Source organism: Stenotrophomonas sp. 8(2023), from assembly GCF_030345295.1.
GTDB classification, from domain to species: Bacteria; Pseudomonadota; Gammaproteobacteria; order Xanthomonadales; family Xanthomonadaceae; genus Stenotrophomonas; species Stenotrophomonas muris.
The window spans coordinates 1,322,513-1,342,175 of record NZ_CP128404.1 but is presented as its reverse complement, the minus strand read 5'-3'; the positions used below and the strand labels follow the sequence as shown (position 1 = coordinate 1,342,175).

15 protein-coding genes are annotated in these 19,663 nt (G+C 67.7%); 6 read left to right on the top strand and 9 right to left on the bottom strand.

Annotated elements, in window-relative coordinates; all coding sequences use genetic code 11:
• Positions 1-111: 111 nt before the first annotated feature.
• The 5 genes from QP609_RS06195 to creB form a co-directional block, all read right to left on the bottom strand.
• The gene (locus QP609_RS06195; protein ID WP_197621016.1) at positions 112-1,704 is read right to left on the bottom strand and encodes a M20/M25/M40 family metallo-hydrolase; all 1,593 of its coding nucleotides are present in this window, start codon (positions 1,702-1,704) and stop codon (positions 112-114) included.
• A 155-nt stretch (positions 1,705-1,859) separates the two neighbouring features.
• On the bottom strand, positions 1,860-2,270 hold the full coding sequence (locus QP609_RS06190) for a hypothetical protein (protein ID WP_197621017.1): 411 nt from the start codon (positions 2,268-2,270) through the stop codon (positions 1,860-1,862).
• 10 nt (positions 2,271-2,280) lie between these two features.
• Positions 2,281-3,600 (bottom strand): cell envelope integrity protein CreD, encoded by a 1,320-nt coding sequence (gene creD / locus QP609_RS06185; protein WP_197621018.1) that lies wholly within the window; start codon positions 3,598-3,600, stop codon positions 2,281-2,283.
• Between the two features lie 81 nt (positions 3,601-3,681).
• Complete coding sequence (gene creC / locus QP609_RS06180; protein WP_032961976.1) at positions 3,682-5,142, bottom strand: two-component system sensor histidine kinase CreC; 1,461 nt, start codon at positions 5,140-5,142, stop codon at positions 3,682-3,684.
• Positions 5,143-5,145: 3 nt separating this feature from the next.
• Positions 5,146-5,871, bottom strand: coding sequence for a two-component system response regulator CreB (creB, locus tag QP609_RS06175; RefSeq protein ID WP_080376403.1), 726 nt, complete (start codon positions 5,869-5,871; stop codon positions 5,146-5,148).
• Between the two features lie 35 nt (positions 5,872-5,906).
• Between creB and rlmJ the strand changes: the two genes are divergently transcribed.
• The 4 genes from rlmJ to QP609_RS06155 all read left to right on the top strand — a co-directional run bounded on the left by rlmJ (position 5,907) and on the right by QP609_RS06155 (position 11,682).
• Entirely contained in the window at positions 5,907-6,764 is an 858-nt protein-coding gene (gene rlmJ / locus QP609_RS06170) for a 23S rRNA (adenine(2030)-N(6))-methyltransferase RlmJ (RefSeq protein WP_014646445.1), read from the top strand.
• Between the two features lie 95 nt (positions 6,765-6,859).
• Positions 6,860-7,405, top strand: coding sequence for a GNAT family N-acetyltransferase (locus QP609_RS06165; RefSeq protein ID WP_014646444.1), 546 nt, complete (start codon positions 6,860-6,862; stop codon positions 7,403-7,405).
• A 149-nt stretch (positions 7,406-7,554) separates the two neighbouring features.
• Positions 7,555-11,019, top strand: coding sequence for a transcription-repair coupling factor (mfd, locus tag QP609_RS06160; protein ID WP_197621019.1), 3,465 nt, complete (start codon positions 7,555-7,557; stop codon positions 11,017-11,019).
• Positions 11,020-11,064: 45 nt separating this feature from the next.
• The gene (locus QP609_RS06155) at positions 11,065-11,682 is read left to right on the top strand and encodes an HD domain-containing phosphohydrolase (RefSeq protein WP_197621020.1); all 618 of its coding nucleotides are present in this window, start codon (positions 11,065-11,067) and stop codon (positions 11,680-11,682) included.
• 189 nt (positions 11,683-11,871) lie between these two features.
• Here QP609_RS06155 and QP609_RS06150 read toward each other — a convergent pair whose 3' ends face one another.
• Entirely contained in the window at positions 11,872-13,965 is a 2,094-nt protein-coding gene (locus QP609_RS06150) for a M13 family metallopeptidase (RefSeq protein ID WP_142234437.1), read from the bottom strand.
• A 137-nt stretch (positions 13,966-14,102) separates the two neighbouring features.
• Here QP609_RS06150 and QP609_RS06145 point away from each other — a divergent pair, with 137 nt between their 5' ends.
• The gene (locus QP609_RS06145; RefSeq protein ID WP_289213879.1) at positions 14,103-14,564 is read left to right on the top strand and encodes a hypothetical protein; all 462 of its coding nucleotides are present in this window, start codon (positions 14,103-14,105) and stop codon (positions 14,562-14,564) included.
• A 110-nt stretch (positions 14,565-14,674) separates the two neighbouring features.
• Here QP609_RS06145 and gpmA read toward each other — a convergent pair whose 3' ends face one another.
• Positions 14,675-15,424 carry a 2,3-diphosphoglycerate-dependent phosphoglycerate mutase gene (gene gpmA / locus QP609_RS06140; RefSeq protein ID WP_014036448.1) on the bottom strand — a complete coding sequence of 250 codons (750 nt, stop codon included), beginning with the start codon at positions 15,422-15,424 and terminating at the stop codon, positions 14,675-14,677.
• Between the two features lie 93 nt (positions 15,425-15,517).
• On the opposite strand from gpmA, the gene nfi reads away from it, so the two are divergent.
• The gene (gene nfi, locus QP609_RS06135; RefSeq protein ID WP_197621022.1) at positions 15,518-16,192 is read left to right on the top strand and encodes a deoxyribonuclease V; all 675 of its coding nucleotides are present in this window, start codon (positions 15,518-15,520) and stop codon (positions 16,190-16,192) included.
• A gap of 38 nt (positions 16,193-16,230) precedes the next feature.
• Here the strand turns inward: nfi and QP609_RS06130 are convergent, their stop codons facing one another.
• Entirely contained in the window at positions 16,231-17,211 is a 981-nt protein-coding gene (locus QP609_RS06130) for a cation diffusion facilitator family transporter (protein WP_032958024.1), read from the bottom strand.
• A gap of 183 nt (positions 17,212-17,394) precedes the next feature.
• Complete coding sequence (locus QP609_RS06125; protein WP_197621023.1) at positions 17,395-19,644, bottom strand: TonB-dependent siderophore receptor; 2,250 nt, start codon at positions 19,642-19,644, stop codon at positions 17,395-17,397.
• Positions 19,645-19,663 lie beyond the last annotated feature (19 nt).

Below are 19,663 nucleotides of genomic sequence, written 5' to 3'. Positions count from 1 at the left end.
CGCCCCCGACGGAAAAAGGGGACGGAGGGGATTAAGTCGCGATTGCCCAGCCCGTGGGTACTGCAACCGGGAAACGGAGGGGAGATGCGACTTAATCCCCTCCGTCCCCTTTTACGGTTCCGCCTTGCGCGGGAACGGCTGCTCGCGCATCGCGGCGTTGTAGGCGAACGAGGCGACGATGGCTGCGGCCTGCTTCAGGTCTTCCGGTTCGGCGTGGTCCCAGGTGTCCAGGTGGCTGTGGTGGACATTGGTGAAGTAGTCCAGCCGGTCCTGGATGAACTGGAAGCCCGGCAGGCCGATGCGGTCGAAGCTGATGTGGTCGGTGCTGCCGGTGTTGCGGGTCGCCACGGTGGTGGCGCCGACGTCATGGAACGGCGCCAGCCAGGCTTCGAAGATCGGCATCGCCGCCAGGTTTTCCTGGGCGTAGATGCCCCGGAAGCGGCCGGAGCCGTTGTCCATGTTGAAGTAGACCTGGAACTTGCTGTAATCGCGGGTCTTCTGCAGTGCACCGGTCGGCTCGCGCAGCGACGCCGGCAGCGCCTTCTGCGCCGGGTCGGTGGGCTCCGGGAACCGGCCGAAATGCTTGGCCACATAGGCCTGCGAGCCGATCAGGCCCTGCTCCTCGCCGCTCCACAGCGCCACGCGGATGGTGCGCTTGGGCCTGGCGCCGGTGGCCTTGAGGATGCGCATGGCCTCCATCATCACTGCCACGCCGGCGGCGTTGTCGGCCGCGCCGGTGCCGCTGTGCCAGGAATCCAGGTGCGCGCCGATCATCACCACTTCATCAGGCCTGCTGCTGCCGCGGATCTCGGCCAGCGTGTTGTAGCCGGGCTGGTCGGCGTCATCGGTGAAGCGCGCGGCCACATCCACGCGCAGGCGCACGGTCTGCCTGGCCTTCAGCGCGCGCACCAGCGGGTTGAAGTGCTCGCTGATCATCGCCAGCTCGGGGATGCCGACCGGCTCGCCGGCCTTGCGCGAACCACCACCGGCAACGCGGATGATGCCGTTGTCCCAGCTGCTGATGCTGATCGAGGCCAGCGCCCCTTCTTCGACGAAGAACGCATTGACCCTGGTCGCCAGCTGCTGGCGTTCCTGGTACTCCTTGACCCGCTTGGCGCGCTCGGCGGTGGCGTCCTGGTCCTTCGGCAGGGTGAACGCCTGCAGGCCTTCCAGCGAGGTCGCGTCATGCCGATGGGAATCCGGCTCGGTGCCGCGCTTGTACTCGCGCGCCTCGCCCAGCAGCAGGATCTTGCCGCGCAGCTTGCCGCGATACTTCTCGATGTCTTCGGGCTTCTTGATCTCGACCTGGACCAGCTCGCCTTCAACCGGCCCCTTGGTGCCCGGCGTCCAGGCCTTGGGCAGTGCATGCAGCGGCTGCACACGGTCGCCCAGCATTTCCACGCTGGCCGAGGTGAACTCCCAGCCACGGCCAAAGTCATCGAACGCTTCGTCGTGGACGTTGTCCAGCTTCCATTCGTTGAACTTGCCGCGGGTCCACGCGTTGGCGCGGCCCATCGCCGGGGAGTTGGTCAGCCGCGGGCCGATGCGTTCGGTGAGATAGCTGAAGGTGTCCATCACCTGCGAACGGTGGAAGGCCTCCTGGCGGATGCGGCTGACCATGTCCAGGTCCACCGTCTCGCGCTGCTGCGCCGCTGCATTGCCACCCATCGCCAGCGCTACGGCCAGCACGCCCCACTTCAACACATCGCACCCCTGCCTTCCGGCCTGCTCATCAACCCATCGAGTCTAGCCAGCAGCGGCGCCGCGATACCGTCCCATCGGTCATGGGCGGCGCGGAAGCGTGCGAACCAGGGTTCGCCCCCACAGAAGAGTGGTTGGGTCGCATCTGCCAAACCACCTCACCCACTCCACCCCAGCCACAGCTGCGCCCGCTCCGGCAGCAGCAGCAACCAGTGCCGCCGGTCGATGCTGCTGCAGCCATACACCGCCGCATGCGCGGGCCAGTCATCGGGCAGGCCACCGATGCCGATTTCCGCAAGTGCTTCCGCCCCGGCCTTCCATGGCCGGTAGCGCGGCACCTTCCCCGCCAGCGCACCGCGTCCCTGCCGCGCGCCCTGCAACCAAGCCAGGCCCTTGCCCTGCAATCCCTCGCAGGTCACCGCGGCCAGCTGGAAGCGGACCAGACCGGGGGCGATCCGTGCCCCCGGCAGGGCCGCCAGCACGCCATGTACCTGCAGCAGTGCATCCACTTCCAGCAGGGCCGGAATGCCCTGCCGCGCCCGTTGCCGCAATCCCTGGCGCCAGCTCATGGCGTGCTCCTTACTTCAGGTCCGCGCCAAGCGCGTACCAGTCGACCCGGCGGGTCACCCACATCGCCAGCGCCAGGATCACGAACAGCAGCAGCGATCCCATCAGCAGTGCGTTGTTCTCCGACACCAGCAGGCCATACAGCGCGCCGTACAGCACGGTCAGCAGCGCAGCGAAGCCAAGGCCGCGCTTCCAGTGGCACAGCACGTTGGCCAGGTACACCGCCTGCAGGCCGATGCAGGCCACGGCCGAGACCAGGTAGGCCTTCCAGAACGCGATGTGCTCGGACAGGCTGATCAGCAGCAGGAAGAAGATCGCCAGCGCCAGGCCGACCATCAGGTACTGCAGCGGATGGATGCGCAGCGACTTGATCAGTTCGAACAGGATGAAGCCGACGAAGGTCAGCACCACGAACAGCACGCCGTACTTCGAGGCACGGTCGGCCTGGGTGTAGGTATCGACCGGATCGACCAGCGACACCGTCACGGCCTGCGAATCGATCGAGCCCTCGCTGCGCAGCTGGCGCTGTGCATCGGAGGCCAGCGAGGACACCGCCCAGCGTGCTTCGAAGCCCTGTGCATCGACACGGCGTTCGTTCGGCAGGAAGGCGCCGCTGAACGACGGATGCGGCCAGCTCGACCGCAGCGCGATCCGGGTGTCATCGCCCACCGGCACCACCGACAGCATGCGGCTGCCATCCAGGCGCAGCTCCAGTTCAACGGTGCTGGCGGCCAGCGCGCCGCCCTGATCCGCGGCGAAACCGCTCACCGGCGCATGCAGGCCACGTCCGATTTCGCTGGCCACGCCTACGCCGGGCAGCAACCGCAGCTGCTTGCCGTCCACCCGCAGGTTCGGCGTGCCCACCAGGCCGCGCACATCGGAAACCCCCAGCGCCACATAGGGCTGGCCATAGGTGCGGCCGTTCTTCACCGGATAGTCGTCTTCGGCGAAAGTCGCCTTCAACTGGCCATTCCAGCTGTACACCGGCACCTTGAACAGGCCGACCTCGCGCTGGCTCGGCAGCATCTCGCCGCCCACCTCCAGCGACGCCGGCATCTGCAGCCAGTGGCCCTCGGTCACCTGGATCTCGGTCTTCTTGACGCCCAGCGGGTCAACCAGTTCAACCTGCTTGCGTTCCACCCACGGCACCACCCGTACCGGGCCCACCAGCTGCTGCGTGCCGGCACGGCTGTCGGCCACCCGGGCAAAGGCCTCGTCGCGGTACTGGCTGCGCTCGGTGATGACCCCGCGGATCATCATCAGCGGCACCAGCAACAACAGGATCAGCCCGCCGACAATGGCGAACCTCAGCAGCATCTTCAGGGATTTCATGGTCCATCCTCGTTGGAGAGGGCTGCAGGATGGACCGCTGCGGTGAGCAGGGTTTGTGGCGAAGTTGAAGCGAGTGTGAAGTCAGCGGCGCGGACGCTGGCCCGGCACTGACAACGGCAGCCACAGGCTGGCCACGGTGCCACCGCCGTCGCGCGCGTCGAGGCTGGCGCGACCATCGTGCAGGCGCGCGACCTCCTGCACGAACGGCAGGCCCAGGCCGGAACTGCGCCGGCCGCTGCCCGGGCGGGCAAGCGAATAGAAGCGTTCGAACACCCGTTCGCGCGCGTAGTCGGGAATGCCGGTACCGCGATCCGCCACCTGCAGGCGCACGCCCTGCCCGTCCACCTCGGCCTGCAGTGCGATGTCCGCGCCGGGCGGTGAGAAGGCAATGGCGTTGTCGATCAGGTTGTGCAACGCCTGCCGCAGCAGATAGGCATCGCCCTGCACGCGCAGGTCGGGCGCGCTGCCGATGCTGACCTGCACGCCGGCCGCCTGCGCACGCACCTGCGCCGCCGCTGCCGCATCGGCCAGCAACGTTGGCAGCGCGATCGGATCGCGGGTCTGCAGCCAGCCGTGCTGTTCCACTTCGGCCAGCGCCAGCAGCTTGTCGATGGTCTCGGTCAGCCGCTCCTGCTGGTCGACGATGCTGCGCGCGAAATGCACGCGGTCGGCCTCGGGCAGCGGCTCCTGCAGCAGCTCGGCGGCACCGCGGATCGCCGCCAGCGGGCTCTTCATTTCATGCGTCAGTGACTGCACGTACTGTTCGACATAGGCCTTGCCCTCCAGCTTGCGGCGCATGGTTTCCAGCGCCTGGCCCAGGTCGCCGATCTCGTCGCGGCGGCGCCGTGGCGGTGGCACCGGTTCGCCGGCGCTGACCGCGCGTGCATAGCGGCTGAGCTGGCCGAGGCCGGTGGTGAGCCACATCGTCACAAGCACGCCGACCAGCGCCGACAGCCCGATCAACCAGGCGCCGCGCTCGATGATGGCGCGCTGGCTGGCGGCGATGAACGGATCGATGCTGCGGTTGGGCTGGGCCAGGCTGAGCACGCCGATCAGGGTGCGCCCATCGGCCGGGTCGTATACCGGCGCCGCCACGTGCATCACCGTATCGCCTTCTTCGCCTGGTATTTCCGGGCTGGAGCGGGCGCCGTACTCGCCACGCAGGGTGCGGTAGACATCGTTCCAGCGCGAATTGTCACGCCCGAGGTCGCGGCCCAGCGAGTCGTAGATGACGATGCCCCTGGCATCGGTGATGGTCACCCGGTAATCCAGCGATCGCTTGGGAAAACGCCAGACCATCGCCTTCAGGTCGCGCTGCCGCGCCTTGGCCAGGTTGCGGGTGAAGCTGCCGCTGCGGATGGTGCCGTCCTTGACGTCGGCGGCGGCCATCTCGGCCAGCACGTTGGCCGCATCGACCAGGGTCGATTCCATCGCCTGGCGCACACCGGGCTTCACCTCGTTGACGAATACGCGCATCACGAAGAACGCGGCGATGCCGGTGATCAGGAAGAAGCCGAGGAACAGCTTCAGTACCAGGCGCATCGGCTAGACCTCCAGCGCGTAGCCGAGGCCACGGTGGGTGCGGATCGGGTCGTCGCTGGCACCAGCCGCACGCAGCTTGGCGCGCAACGTCTTTACATGGGTGTCGACGGTGCGGTCGGCACTGTCGGCGCTGCTGTCCCAGCCCCGGTCCATCAGCTGCGCGCGGCTGAGGATGGCACCGGGGCGCTGCAGCAGCGCTTCCAGCAACGCGTACTCGTAGCGGGTCAGGTCCAGCGCATGGCCGCGGAAGCGGATACGCCGGCCTTCGCGGTCGATCGCGAACGCCCCGTGTTCCTGCCAGCCCGCATCTGCGCCGGGGGCTGCCACGACCGGTGCCACGCGACGCAGGCGCGCGCGCACCCGCGCCACCAGCTCGCGCGGCGAGAACGGCTTGGTCATGTAATCGTCGGCGCCCAGTTCCAGGCCGAGCACGCGGTCCACTTCATCGTTGCGGGCGGTCAGGAAGATCACCGGCAGCTGCGCCGCCGGCCCGGGCTGCGCGCGCAGCCGCCGGCAGACCTCGAAACCGCCCAGGTCCGGCAGGCCCACGTCCAGCACCACCACGTCGATATCGCCGGCCTGCAGCCGTTGCAGGGCCTCGCCGCCCAGCAGGCAGTGGCTGGCGGCATAGCCTTCGCTGCGCAGCGCATAGAGCACGGTTTCGGCGATGGCGGCTTCGTCCTCGACCACCAGGACATGGGCAACGGGAGCTGTCATGGCGCGCAGCATAGCCGCTGCGGCCGCCGCCCCGTACACTGCCGCCCATGAACTATCGCCACGCCTTCCACGCCGGCAACCACGCCGATGTGCTCAAGCACATCGTGCAGCTGGCCCTGATCGACAGCTTCAAGCGCAAGGACAGCCCGTTCTTCGTGCTCGACACCCACGGCGGTGCCGGCCGCTACCTGCTGGCCAGCGAAGAGAGCCGCAAGACCCTGGAGGCCGAATCCGGGATCATGCGGCTGATGGCCCAGCCCAGGCTGCCGGAGGTGGTCGAGCGCTACCTGAAGGCGGTGCAGGCCGACAACCCGGTGGGCGCGCTGACCAACTACCCGGGCTCGCCGCTGCTGAGCGCACAGGCGATGCGCGCGCAGGACCGCATGGCGGTCTGCGAGCTGCAGGAAGCCGAAACGGCCACGCTGAAGGCCCTGTTCGCCCATGACAGCCGCGTCGATGTGCGCGCTGGCGATGGCTATGCCCTGCTGCGCTCGCTGCTGCCGCCGAAGTTCAACGGCAGCAAGATCGGCCGTGGCCTGGTGCTGATCGACCCGCCGTACGAGGCCCAGGACGCCGAGTACCAGGCCGTTCTGGCCGCCCTGGCCGAGACCCTGGCGCGCTGGCCACAGGCGACCTGCGCGGTGTGGTTCCCGATCAAGCAGCGCCGCACCATCCTGCACTTCCTGCGCAAGGCCACCGCCCTGCCGGTGAAATCGGCGATGACGATCGAGTTCCTGGTGCGCCCGGACGACTCGCCGCTGCGCCTCAACGGCAGCGGCATGCTGCTGCTCAACCCGCCGTGGCAGTTCGACCGGGTGGTCGGCCCGGCCCTGCCGGCGCTGCGCCAGCACCTGGGCGAACCGGGGGCCAGCACCCGCCTGGATTGGCTCAAAGCCCCCGAATGACGGCCTTCACGAGGCTGTACCGCCGTGAGCCTTTCGTTCACGGAATGCAGCCCCGGTGATGCCACAATCGATGGACCACCAAGGAATCACCCGGTATGGCCACTCGCAACCGCATGCCGCCCTGGCATGAGATCTTCAAGGCTCCCAGCGGCCACGAGCTGCTGATCCGCCCCATCCGCCCGGAAGATGGCGCACCGCTGCAAGCGGCGTTCAGCCTGTTCGGGCCGGAAGAAATCCGTGATCGTTTCCTGCAGGCGGTGACCGAGCTTTCGCCGGAAACCACCCAGCGCCTGACCCACCCGAATCCCAAGACCGAGATCACCCTGGTCGCAGCCGAATCCCTGCCCGCTGGCGAAGCGGTGGTCGGCGCGGTCGCCCGGGCCTCGATCATCCCCGGCACCCGTGAAGCCGAGTACGCGATCCTGATCAGCCGCTTCCTCATTGGCCAGGGCCTGGGCCGGCAGCTGATGCGCAAGCTGGTGAAGTGGGGCCGCGGCAAGTACCTGGACCGCCTGTACGGCGACGTCGCCGCCGAGAACGAGCCGATGAAACAGCTGGCCGCCTCGCTGGGCTTCAAGCCGGTCCCGCACCCGGCCGGTGCCGAAGGCCTGGTGCGGATGGTGCTGGAGCTGGACAACTGACAGATGCGCCGGGCCCCGCCCGGCGACGCCTGCCGGTAGTGCCGGCCGCTGGCCTGAACTGCGTTACCCCAACGGCACATGAGGCTGCCGGCAATCGGCCGGCACGACCCACCGGGCTTCGATCGGGCTTCTGCTAAAATCCGGGGTCCATGTCGCGTACCTCATACCCCGCCCCGCCGCTGCCGCGCGCCGGCCAGCTCCGCGCCTGGTGGCGCGCCCCCGCCTCGCCGACCGCCCTGGCCTGGTACCTTGCCCAGGCCGCGCGTGCGCACGACGCCCCGCTGCTGGTGATCGCCCGTGACAACCACGGTGCCAACCAGCTCGAAGCCGACCTGCACACCCTGCTCGGCGGCGATCCGGCCCTGCCGGTGGTCGCCTTCCCGGACTGGGAAACCCTGCCCTACGACCGCTTCAGTCCGCATCCGGACATCATTTCGCAGCGCCTGGCCGCCCTGCACCGCCTGCCCGCGCTGAAGCGTGGCCTGGTAATCGTGCCGGTGCAGACCCTGCTGCAGCAGCTGGCCCCGCGCAGCTACGTGATCGGTGGCAGCTTCGACCTGAAGGTCGGCCAGCGCCTGGACCTGGAAGCCGAGAAGCGCCGCCTGGAAAGCGCCGGCTACCGCAACGTGCCGCAGGTGATGGACCCGGGCGACTTCGCTGTGCGCGGCGGCCTGCTCGACGTGTACCCGATGGGTGCCGACGAGCCGCTGCGGGTGGAACTGCTGGACGAGGACATCGACTCGATCCGTGCCTTTGACCCGGAAAGCCAGCGTTCGCTGGACAAGGTCGAGGCGGTGCACATGCTGCCCGGCCGCGAAGTGCCGATGGATGAAGCCAGCATCGCCCGCGTGCTGGCCACGCTGCGCGAGCGGTTCGATGTCGATACCCGGCGCAGTTCGCTGTACCAGGACCTGAAGTCCGGACTGGCGCCGGCCGGCGTCGAGTACTACCTGCCGCTGTTCTTCGAACGCACCGCAACCCTGTTCGACTACCTGCCCAGCGGCAGCCTGCCGGTGGTCTGTGCCGGTGCGTATGAAGCGTCCGTCGCGTTCTGGGCGCAGACTGCGGACCGCTATGAGCAGCGCCGCCATGATGTGGAGCGCCCGCTGCTGCCGCCGTCGGCGTTGTACCTGTCGCCGGAGCTGCTGCGCGAGCGCCTGAACGATGCCCCGCGCATCGAGGTGTGGTCGGCTGACCATGCGCGCATCGCCGACGCGCACGCGCTGGGAGACCAGCCGCTGCCACCGCTGCCGGTGGCCGCGCGCGAAGCCCCCGCTGGCGATGCGCTGAAATCCTTCCTCGGCCATTATCCGGGCCGGGTACTGATCGCCGCCGATTCACCCGGCCGCCGCGAGGCGCTGCTGGAAGTGCTGCAGGCCGCCGAGCTGAAGCCGCCGGTGGTGGCCGACCTGCCCAGCTTCCTCGCCGACGACGCGCGCTTCGCGATCGCGGTGGCACCGCTGGAGGATGGCTTCGCGCTGGACGATCCGCGCATCGCGGTGCTGACCGAGCGCCAGCTGTTCCCCGAGCGCGCCGGCAGCACCCGGCGCACGCGCCGTGCCGGCCGCGAGCCGGAAGCGATCATCCGCGACCTCGGTGAACTGACCGAGGGCGCGCCGATCGTGCACGAGGATCATGGCGTCGGCCGCTATCGTGGCCTGATCGCGATGGACGTCGGCGGCATGCCCGGCGAGTTCCTCGAAATCGAATATGCCAAGGGCGACCGCCTGTATGTGCCGGTCGCCCAGCTGCACCTGATCAGCCGCTATTCCGGTGCGTCGGCGGAAACCGCGCCGCTGCATTCGCTCGGTGGCGAGCAGTGGAGCAAGGCCAAGCGCAAGGCCGCCGAGAAAGTACGCGACGTCGCCGCCGAACTGCTGGAGATCCAGGCCCGCCGCCAGGCGCGTGCCGGCCTGGCACTGCAGGTCGACCGCGCGATGTACGAGCCGTTCGCGGCCGGTTTCCCGTTCGAGGAGACCCCGGACCAGCTGGCCGCGATCGACGCCACCCTGCGCGACCTGGCCAGCAGCCAGCCGATGGACCGCGTGGTCTGCGGCGACGTCGGCTTCGGCAAGACCGAGGTGGCGGTGCGTGCGGCCTTTGCGGCCGCCAGTGCCGGCAAGCAGGTGGCTGTGCTGGTGCCGACCACGCTGCTGGCCGAACAGCATTACCGCAACTTCCGCGACCGCTTCGCCGATTACCCGCTGAAGGTCGAGGTGCTGTCGCGCTTCAAGACCACCAAGGAAATCAAGGCCGAGCTGGAAAAGGTCGCCGCCGGCACCATCGACGTGATCGTCGGTACCCATCGCCTGCTGCAGCCGGACGTGAAGTTCAAGGACCTGGGCATGGTCATCGTCGACGAGGAGCAGCGTTTCGGCGTACGCCAGAAGGAAGCGCTGAAGGCGCTGCGCGCCAACGTGCACCTGCTGACCCTGACCGCCACACCGATTCCGCGCACGCTCAACATGGCCATGGCCGGCCTGCGCGACCTGTCGATCATCGCCACGCCGCCGCCGAACCGGCTGGCGGTGCAGACCTTCATCACCCAGTGGGACAACGCGCTGCTGCGCGAAGCCTTCCAGCGCGAGCTGGCGCGTGGTGGCCAGCTGTATTTCCTGCACAACGACGTGGAAAGCATCGGCCGCATGCAGCGCGAGCTGTCCGAGCTGGTGCCGGAGGCGCGCATCGGCATCGCCCATGGGCAGATGCCCGAGCGCGAGCTGGAAAAGGTGATGCTGGATTTCCAGAAGCAGCGCTTCAACGTGCTGCTGTCGACCACGATCATCGAGTCGGGCATCGACATCCCCAACGCCAATACCATCATCATCAACCGTGCCGACCGTTTCGGCCTGGCCCAGCTGCACCAGCTGCGTGGCCGCGTCGGACGTTCGCACCACCGCGCCTACGCGTACCTGATCACGCCCGACCGCCGCGCGATCACCCCCGACGCTGAGAAGCGCCTGGAAGCGATCGCCTCGATGGACGAGCTGGGCGCCGGCTTCACCCTGGCCACGCACGATCTGGAAATCCGCGGTGCCGGCGAACTGCTCGGCGAGGACCAGAGCGGGCAGATGGCCGAGGTCGGCTTCAGCCTGTACACCGAGCTGCTGGAGCGCGCGGTGCGCAGCATCAAGCAGGGCAAGCTGCCCGACCTTGATGCCGGCGAGGAAGTGCGTGGTGCCGAGGTCGAACTGCATGTGCCGGCACTGATCCCGGAAGACTACCTGCCGGACGTGCATACCCGCCTGACCCTGTACAAGCGTATTTCCAGCGCGCGCGACAGCAATGCGCTGCGCGAACTGCAGGTGGAGATGATCGATCGCTTCGGCCTGCTGCCGGATGCGGCCAAGCACCTGTTCGCCATCGCCGAGCTGAAGCTGAAGGCCAACACGCTGGGCATCCGCAAGCTGGACCTGGGCGAAAATGGTGGCCGCATCGTGTTCGAATCCAAGCCGAACATCGACCCGATGGCGGTGATCCAGCTGATCCAGAAGCAACCGAACCTGTACGCCATGGAAGGGCCCGACAAGCTGCGCATCAAGCACCCGCTGCCGTTGCCGGAAGACCGCTTCAACGCGGCCCGCGCCCTTCTGGCCACCCTCGCCCCGGGTTGATCGCCCCCCGAACACCCCGCACCGGTCCCCACCCGGTGCGGGCGGATGACCATGTTTCCTGACGCCGTACCCGCCCCCGACCTGCTGCACGCGCAGGCCTGCCTGATCGATGCCCTCTCGATGTCGCTGCAGATGCGCGACGCCTACACCCGCCATCACTGCGACCGCGTCGGCCTGTTCGCGCAGCGGCTGGCCGCGCACTGCGATCTCGACGACGAGGCCTGTGCGCAGGTCGGCCTGGCCGCGCGCTTCCACGACATCGGCAAGATCGGCATTCCCGACGACGTACTGCTGGCACCGCGCCGGCATACCGATGAGGAGCGCGCGATCATGCGCGAGCATCCGGTGCGCGGCGAGCACATCTTCCTGGCCACCGGCCGCAGCGACGCCGCGCCCGTGGCGCGGCTGATCCGCGCCCATCACGAAGCCTTCGATGGCAGCGGCTATCCCGATGGGCTGCGCGGCGAATCCATCCCGCTGGGCGCGCGCATCGTCACCATCGCCGATGCCTACGATGCGATGACCAGCGTGCGCCCGTACCGCGACGCGATGGAGCACGAAACCGCGTTGCGGATCATCGATTCGCAGTCTGGAGGGCTGGTGGATCCCTACGTGCTGCAGCGCTTCCAACGCATGCTGGCGCGGGAGCCGGAGCTGGCCTGAGATCTTCCGGAAGGTGAAACGACCCGTCGGTAGAGTCGACTGTCAGTCGACTGCTCTTCGTCCAGATCGCGAAAATCCCGCGCTGCGCGCGACAGTCGACTCTACCAGTCGGCGCTGCGCTACCGGCCTGGAAGACAAAAGGCCCGGCATTCGCCGGGCCTTTCGCATCACGCAGTCACGGGTGATCGATTACCAGATCACCACGCGCTTGTCGTCGGCACGCACCATCGCGTCGCCGGCCTTGCACTGGAATGCAGCGGCATAGGACGGCATGTTCGACGGTGCGCCGTTGGCACGGAAGTTGGCCGGGGCGTGCGGATCGGTGTTCAGGCGGACGCGCAGCTCACCATCGGTGAAGTTGCGGCGCCATACGGTGGCCCAGTTCATGAAGAAGCGCTGGTCCTGGCTGTGGCCATCCACTTCGACATTCGCCTTCGGGTCTTCCTTCAGCGCCATCTGCAACGCGTCGTAGGCCACGGTCAGGCCGCCGAGGTCGCCGATGTTCTCGCCCAGGGTCAGCTTGCCCTTCACGAACACGCCCGGCACCGATTCATAGCCGTCGAACTGCGCGACCAGCTGGTCGGTACGCGCGGTGAAGGCCTTGCGGTCGGCGTCGGTCCACCAGTTGTCGAAGTTGCCGTTGGCGGCGAACTGGCTGCCCGAGTCGTCGTAGCCGTGCATCATCTCGTGGCCGATCACCGCACCGATGCCGCCGTAGTTCAGCGCCGGATCGGCCTTGGCGTCGAAGAACGGTGCCTGCAGGATCGCCGCCGGGAACACGATCTCGTTCTTGGTGGCGTTGTAGTACGCGTTGACGGTCTGCGGGGTCATGCCCCACTCGGTCTTGTCCACCGGCTTGCCGATCTTGTCCAGCATGTAGCGGTAGTTGAACGCACGCGCCGCCTGCATGTTGCCCAGGTAGCTGTCGCCGTTGGTCTGCAGGCCCGCCCAGTCACGCCACTTGTCGGGGTAACCGATCTTCGGGGTGAAGCTGGCCCACTTCTCCAGGGCCTTCTTCCTGGTTTCTTCGCCCATCCACGGCAGCTGCTCCAGGCGCGCCTTCAGCGCCTGCGACAGGTTTTCCACCAGGTGCTGCATGGCGACCTTCGACTCGGCCGGGAACACGGCGTCGACGTACAGCTGGCCCAGGGCTTCGCCCATGCCACCGTTGACCGACTCCAGCACGCGCTTCCAGCGCGGCTGCATTTCCTTCTGGCCACGCAGGGTGGTGCCGTAGAAATCGAAGTTGGCCTTCTCGAACTGGCTGCTCAGGTACGGCGAGGCATCGTCGATGGTGTGGAAGCGCAGGTAGGCCTGCCAGGTGCTGGCCGGCACATCGGCCAGCATCTTGTCCATTTCACCGAAGAAGCCCGGCTGGGCCAGCGAGAACTTCTGCGCGGCCGGCACCTTGAGGGTCTCGAACAGCGCGGTCCAGCTGAAGTTCGGGGTCAGCTTGTCGGCCTCAGCCGCGCTGAGCGGGTTGTAGCGCTTGGCCGGGTCACGCATTTCGATGCGCGACATCGAGGCCTTGGCCAGGCGGGTTTCGAAGGCCATCACGGCCTTCGCCTGCTCGGCGGCCTGCGCCGCGTCCACGCCGGACAGGGTCAACACCTGTGCGATATAGGCCACGTAGGCGTCGCGGATCTTGGCCTGCGCATCGTCGAAGTAGTAGCCCTTCTCCGGCAGGCCCAGGCCACCCTGGCCGACGTAGGCGATGACGTTGGCCGAATCCTTGTAGTCGGCATTGGCGAACAGCGAGAACAGCACGCCCTTGCCCTCGGCCTGGCTGTCGCGCAGGTACCGGGTGATGGCGGCGGTGTCGTTCAGCGCGGTGATCTTGTCCAGCTGCGGCTGCAGCGGCGCCAGGCCGGCAGCTTCGATCTTCGCTTCATCGTTGCCGGTCTTCCAGATGTCACCGATCTTCGCTTCCACCGAGCCCGCCTTGGCCTGGCTGGCGGCGGCCTGCTGCACCAGCGCGTGCTGCACTTCCAGCGAGCGCTCGCGCAGGATCTCGAAGCTGCCCCAGGTGGTCTGGTCGCCCGGCACCGGGTTGGCCTTCAGCCACTTGCTGTTGACGAAACCATTGAGGTCGGTACAGGCCGGAATGGCCGGATCGAGGTCGGCGCTGTTGAGCGAGATCAGCGGCGTCTTGATCTGCGACAGGTCGAAGGCCGGCTTGGCGTCGGCACTGGCCGCCGGGGCGGTTTCGTTCTTGCCACAGGCCGCCAGTGAGGCAGCGATGGCGATGGTCAGGCCCAGCGGGACCAGGTTGCGGACGTTCATGAGGCTCTCCTGCGGGTAATTTCACAGGGTAGCCGCGGGAGCGACGCTGGGGACCGGCCAAAGGTCACGAGCGCATGGCGCGGCTCCGTCTGCATGCCGCTATGCTCTGGCTTCCGCGATCACTGGACTTCATGACCATGGACGAAGCTGCGCTGCTGCAGGCCATCGACGCTTGTGAGTGTCTGTTCCTGGCGGGCATCGGCGAGCCGGAAGCGAATCGTCTGCGCCTGGTCGTCGAGGAAGGCCTGGTGGTCGGAAAGCCCTCCCGTGTGGAGCTCGCTCATGGACGTTCAATCGATGATGCGCGTGCGATAGAGGTGATGCCCCACTCGCAGCGTTTTGAGCTGATCTGGGACCACTACATCAGCTACGCCGTGCACAACGAGTCCTACCAGCGCTGGGACGACGCCGAAACCTGGAGCGGCAACCTGTTCCGCCGCTACAGCCGTTCGAAGTTCCTCGATTATCTGGACCATGCCACCTTTGCCGATGGCAGTTACCCGGGCCCATTCACGCACTATCAGGTGATATGCCAGGAACACGTCATCGACATTGCCGCGTTGCGGCCGCCGAAGGTGCGCCGCATGGATCCCTCGTAGCTGGCTGATGCAGCCCCCATGGGTTGGCTCTACCGGGTTGCGACAGCGCCGGCCGAGCGTGGGCTCGGCTCGACAAAAGCGAAGGCCGGCTTGCGCCGGCCTTGTGCTTCTTACTTCGCCTTGCCCTGGTTGGCCACGGCTTCGGCGGCCTTGCGCGCTGCTTCCGGGTCGCCCAGGTAGCGGAACGACTGCACGGTCAGGTCGTCGTTCAGTTCGAACAGCAGCGGGATGCCGGTCGGGATGTTCAGCTCGAGGATCTCCTCGCGCGAGACATTGTTGAGGTACTTGTACAGCGCGCGCAGCGAGTTGCCGTGGGCAGTGACCAGCACGGTCTTGCCGTCCTTCAGCTGCGGCGCGATGGCGTCGTGCCAGTACGGCAGAACGCGGTCCAGGGTGGTGGCCAGCGATTCGGTGCCCGGCAGCGCGTTGCGGTCCAGACCGGCGTAGCGGCGGTCATGGATCGGGTGGCCCGGATCTTCCAGGTCCATCGGCGGCGGCGGGATGTCGTACGAACGGCGCCAGACCTTGACCTGCTCTTCGCCGTGCTTGGCCGCGGTCTCGGCCTTGTCCAGCCCCTGCAGGCCGCCGTAGTGCCGCTCGTTGAGGCGCCAGGACTTGTTCACCGGCAGCCAGTCCTGCTCCAGCTCGGCCAGCGCACCCTGCAGGGTGTGGATGGCACGCTTGAGCACGGAGGTGTGGGCGACGTCGAACTGCAGGCCTTCCTCGCGCATCAGGCGACCGGCGGCGGCCGCTTCCCGGCGCCCCTGCTCGGTCAGGTCGACATCGACCCAGCCGGTGAAGCGGTTGTCCAGGTTCCACTGGCTCTGGCCATGGCGCAACAGTACGAGTTTACGGGTCACTGCAGGGTCTCCAACGCGAGGAAAGGCAGGCCGCCATTGTAGCCCGGCCGCCGCTCACCGGGCCGTGGCGCCGCCCGTGCGATGCTGTGACCGATGAATACGGTGATCGATCCCGGATGTTGGGAAGGCAGCGTCTCCGCGGCACGCGCGCAGCAGCTCCAGCTGGCCGGCCGCGTGGAGCGCCAGGACCGCCTGCCACGCGACGTCCGTTGGCTGGCCGGGCTGGATGTTGGCTTTGAAGACGGCGGCGCCATCACCCGCGCCGCGGCGGTACTGCTGGACGTGGAGACGCTGAAGCCCGTGGCGCAGGAGATCGCGCGCATCCCCACGGTGATGCCCTACATCCCCGGCCTGCTCAGCTTCCGCGAGCTGCCGGCACTGCTGGCCGCGCTGGCGCTGCTGCCGCGCACGCCGGACCTGGTGTTCGTCGATGGCCATGGCATCAGCCATCCGCGCCGGCTGGGCGTGGCCGCGCATCTGGGCGTGGTCACCGACCTGCCCAGCATCGGCGTGGCCAAGTCGAAGCTGGTGGGCCGGTTCGTCGAATCGGGCGCCGAGGCCGGTGCACATGCGCCGCTGCAGGATGGCGACGAACAACTGGGCTGGGTGCTGCGCAGCAAGGTGCGCTGCAAGCCGCTGTTCGTGGCCGGCGGCCATCGGGTCAGTGCCGATACCGCGCTGGACTGGGTGCAGCGCACGCTGCGCGGTTACCGGCTGCCGGAACCGACCCGGCTGGCGGATCGGCTGGCCTCGCGACGCGACGAATGACCGCACCGGGCATTCCCCGGTGCGGCTTTCATTTTCATTCAATGATGCACGTGGCCGCGATGGCCCTGCGCGTCCTCACCGTGGTCGTGGCCTTCATGGCCCTGCTGCGCGCCGCCCTTGGCCGACGCCGGTCCAGCGCAGGCTTCACCACAGTGGTCCGCTTCGATCTGCAGCGTCACGTGCTCGATGCCGAAGTCATCGTGCAGGCGCCCGCCCAGCTCACGGCGCAGCGCATCGGCGTCGGTGCCGTCGCGCATCACGATGTGCGCGGTCAGCGCCGGCGTGCTGGAGGCCAGCGCCCACACATGCAGGTCATGCACGTCCAGCACCGCAGCATGACCGGACAGGCTGTCGCGCACCTTGGCCACGTCCATGCCCTTGGGCACGCCTTCCAGCAGCACGTTGATCGCCTCGCGCATCAGCACGTAGGTGCGCGGCAGTACCCACAGGCCGATCAGCACCGCCAGGATCGGGTCGATCGGCTTCCAGCCGGTCCACTTGATCAACAACGCACCGGCGATCACCGCCACCGAGCCAAGCATGTCCGCCCACACTTCCAGGTAGGCGCCCTTCACGTTCAGGCTCTCGCCGCTGCCGGCCTGCAGCAGGCGCATCGAGATCAGGTTGATGACCAGGCCTGCGGCGGCGATCACCAGCATGCCCGAAGATGCGATCTCCTGCGGTTCGCGGAAACGACCGATCGCCTCCCACAGGATGTAGGCGGCGACCACGAACAGCATGGCGCCGTTGATCATCGCGCCCAGCGCTTCCAGGCGTGCATAGCCGTAGGTGCGGCGCGCGTCCGGCGGGCGTCGGCTCAACCGCACCGCGACCAGCGCAATCATCAGTGCCAGTGCATCGGTGGCCATGTGTGCCGCGTCGGACAGCAGCGCCAGGCTGTTGGTCCAGAACGCGCCCACCACCTCGATGACGAGGAAGGTGGAGGTCAGGCCGAGCGCCCACCACAAGGGTTTCTCGTGGCGGATCTGGGATGGCAGGTGATCGTGGTCGTGGCCCATGGCAACAGCTCCTTTGCGATGCGGTGCAGGCTACGCCGTGCTGGCGGGGGAGACTATTACGGTGTTTATAACATTGCAGGCGCGCGGCGCCGGTGTCGCCGGGCAAGGCCCGGCGCTACCGGAGCGTGGCCGGCAGCGCCAGGCCTGGCCTGGCGACCGCAGCGGACCGGCGTCCGCGTGCGGTCAGAACCCGAAGCGCAGGCTGGCCCAGTAGGCGCGGCCCGGTTCGTTGTATGTCGCCGCACCGGCATCGCTGCTGTTGGCCTCGCGGAACAGGCGCTTGTCGGCCAGGTTGTTCACGCCGAAGCCGAAGCTGACCGTCTCGGTCACCTTGTAGCGCGCGCTCACGCCCCAGATGTTGTAGGCACCGCGGTCCTGCAGCGCGATCGAGGGATCGCAGCTGCCGGTGCAGCGCGGATCATTGTTGATGTTGGCGGTGGCCGGTTCCTGCTTGCCGTAGAACGTGCCGGTCAGCAGCACCGACAGCTTGTCGGTGGCCTGCCAGTCCAGCATCGTGTTGACGGTGTACTTCGGGATCACCGACAGCGGCTGGCCGGTGCTCTTGTTCTCGTTTTCCACCATGTAGGTGAAGTTGTTGCTCCACTTCAGGCGGTTGCCCTGCTCGCCCAGCAGCGGGATCACCAGGTTGCCTTCAAGCCCCTGCACGATCGCCTTGGGCGCGTTCTCCCAGCGGAAGATGCGGCCCTTGGTGTCGGCGGTCAGGCCAATCTGGGTGTAGCCGGCCTGGATCTTGTCCTTGTAGTCGTTGTGGAAGTAGGTCAACGAGGCCTGCCAGCCGCTCTGCGGTGCCCACTCGATGCCCAGTTCCTTGTTCAGGCTGGTTTCCGCCTTCAGGTCCGCGTTGCCGCGCATGTAGCAACCGGCACCCAGGCTCGGCAGTGCATTCGGGCAGCCGTTGCCACGGGTGTAGTACAGATAGTCCGGATTGGACTGGTACAGGTTCGGCGCCTTGAACGCGCGGGCGATGCCGCCCTTCACCACCCAGTCGCTGTTGATGCGGAACTGCGCATTGAGGCTGGGGCTGGTGTTGTTGCCGAACTGGCTGTGGTGGTCGAAGCGCAGGCCCGGGGTGACGATCCAGCGCTCACCCAGGTAGATGTTGTCTTCGACGAACACTGCGGTGGTCTGCGCGTCGGCCTTGCCCCGCGCGCGATCGGCCGACAGCCCCGGGATGCCGCCGCCGCTGCTGCTGGACTGGCTCATCGAGTACGGGTCGGTCAGGCGGCTGTCCAGGTATTCAAAGCCCAGCGTCCAGATGTTCTCGGCGCTGCCCAGCGAGGTCGGGAAGCTCACTTCGCCATCCAGCTGGTAGTTGCGCAGGCGCGAGGTCGACCAGTCGGTGCCATTGAAGCTGCCTTCCGGGCCACCGGCCAGGCCTTCATTGATGCGCGAGTTGTTGACCGCTTCCACCGCGGCGGTCACCCGCGAGGTCACGTCGCCCCAGCGGCCGCGATGGGTGATCGCGCCCGTGTTGCGGTACATGCGGTTGGTTTCCGCTTCGCCGTCGGCCAGCGCCGCCAGGTCAACGCCGGTCGAGGTACCGGTAGTGCTGACCGCGCGGTCACCGGCGTAGATGTTGCCCTGGCGGCTGGTGCCGGCTTCGAACTCCACCACCTGGTCGGTGGTGATGTCCCAGCGCAGCAACGCGTTGACGTCGCGGTTCTTGACACCCTCGCGGCCAGCCGGTGGCACCGCGTTCGGGTTGGTGGCGTACTGGCGGTTGAGGTCCAGTGAGTCGGCGTCGGTCTTGTTGAGGTTGCCGTACAGGCGGAACGACAGGGTGTCGGTCATCGGCCCGCTCAGCTGCAGGCCGACGCGCTCGCTGCCGCCTTCGGCGCTGTGCTCGGGCACCAGGCCATACAGGTCGACCGCTCCGGTCAGGTCGCCGGTCGGGCGCTTGGTGATGATGTTGACCACGCCGCCGGACGCACCGGAGCCATAGCGTGCCGCCGCAGGGCCGCGCAGCACTTCGATGCGCTCGATCATTTCCGCCGGCACCCAGTTGGTATCACCGCGGGTATTGCGCTCACCGCTACGGCCCATGCGCACGGCGTCACGCGCACCGATGCGCTTGCCGTCGACCAGGATCAGGGTGTTTTCCGGCCCCATGCCACGCAGGTCGATCTGGCGGTTGTTGCCGTACTGGCCCGAGGCGCTGTTGCCGGTGAGGTTGACGCCCGGCATGGTGCGCAGCAGCTCGGCGATGTCGTTGGCCGGCGGGCGCTTGGCGATGTCCTCGGCGGTGATGGTCGAGGTACCCAGTGCCTGGCGGGCAATCTGCGAGGCGGTGACATGCACCGTGTCGATATCGGTGGCATCGGTTTCGGCCTGGGCGGTCAGGGCGCTTCCCGCCAGCAGGGCGGCAACGGCGAGCGCCAGCGGGCGCGGCGAAAGGACAACGGCAGGGGACATGGTCTGGACCTTCTGGCAG

Bases quoted from the DNA above. Each gene is read 5' to 3' on its own strand.
- QP609_RS06190 (WP_197621017.1), bottom strand. From the start codon at position 2,270: ATGAGCTGGCGCCAGGGATTGCGGCAACGGGCGCGGCAGGGCATTCCG.
- creD (WP_197621018.1), bottom strand. From the start codon at position 3,600: ATGAAATCCCTGAAGATGCTGCTGAGGTTCGCCATTGTCGGCGGGCTG.
- creC (WP_032961976.1), bottom strand. From the start codon at position 5,142: ATGCGCCTGGTACTGAAGCTGTTCCTCGGCTTCTTCCTGATCACCGGC.
- creB (WP_080376403.1), bottom strand. From the start codon at position 5,871: ATGCTGCGCGCCATGACAGCTCCCGTTGCCCATGTCCTGGTGGTCGAG.
- rlmJ (WP_014646445.1), top strand. From the start codon at position 5,907: ATGAACTATCGCCACGCCTTCCACGCCGGCAACCACGCCGATGTGCTC.
- QP609_RS06165 (WP_014646444.1), top strand. From the start codon at position 6,860: ATGGCCACTCGCAACCGCATGCCGCCCTGGCATGAGATCTTCAAGGCT.
- mfd (WP_197621019.1), top strand. From the start codon at position 7,555: ATGTCGCGTACCTCATACCCCGCCCCGCCGCTGCCGCGCGCCGGCCAG.
- QP609_RS06155 (WP_197621020.1), top strand. From the start codon at position 11,065: ATGACCATGTTTCCTGACGCCGTACCCGCCCCCGACCTGCTGCACGCG.
- QP609_RS06150 (WP_142234437.1), bottom strand. From the start codon at position 13,965: ATGAACGTCCGCAACCTGGTCCCGCTGGGCCTGACCATCGCCATCGCT.
- QP609_RS06145 (WP_289213879.1), top strand. From the start codon at position 14,103: ATGGACGAAGCTGCGCTGCTGCAGGCCATCGACGCTTGTGAGTGTCTG.
- nfi (WP_197621022.1), top strand. From the start codon at position 15,518: ATGAATACGGTGATCGATCCCGGATGTTGGGAAGGCAGCGTCTCCGCG.
- QP609_RS06130 (WP_032958024.1), bottom strand. From the start codon at position 17,211: ATGGGCCACGACCACGATCACCTGCCATCCCAGATCCGCCACGAGAAA.
- QP609_RS06125 (WP_197621023.1), bottom strand. From the start codon at position 19,644: ATGTCCCCTGCCGTTGTCCTTTCGCCGCGCCCGCTGGCGCTCGCCGTT.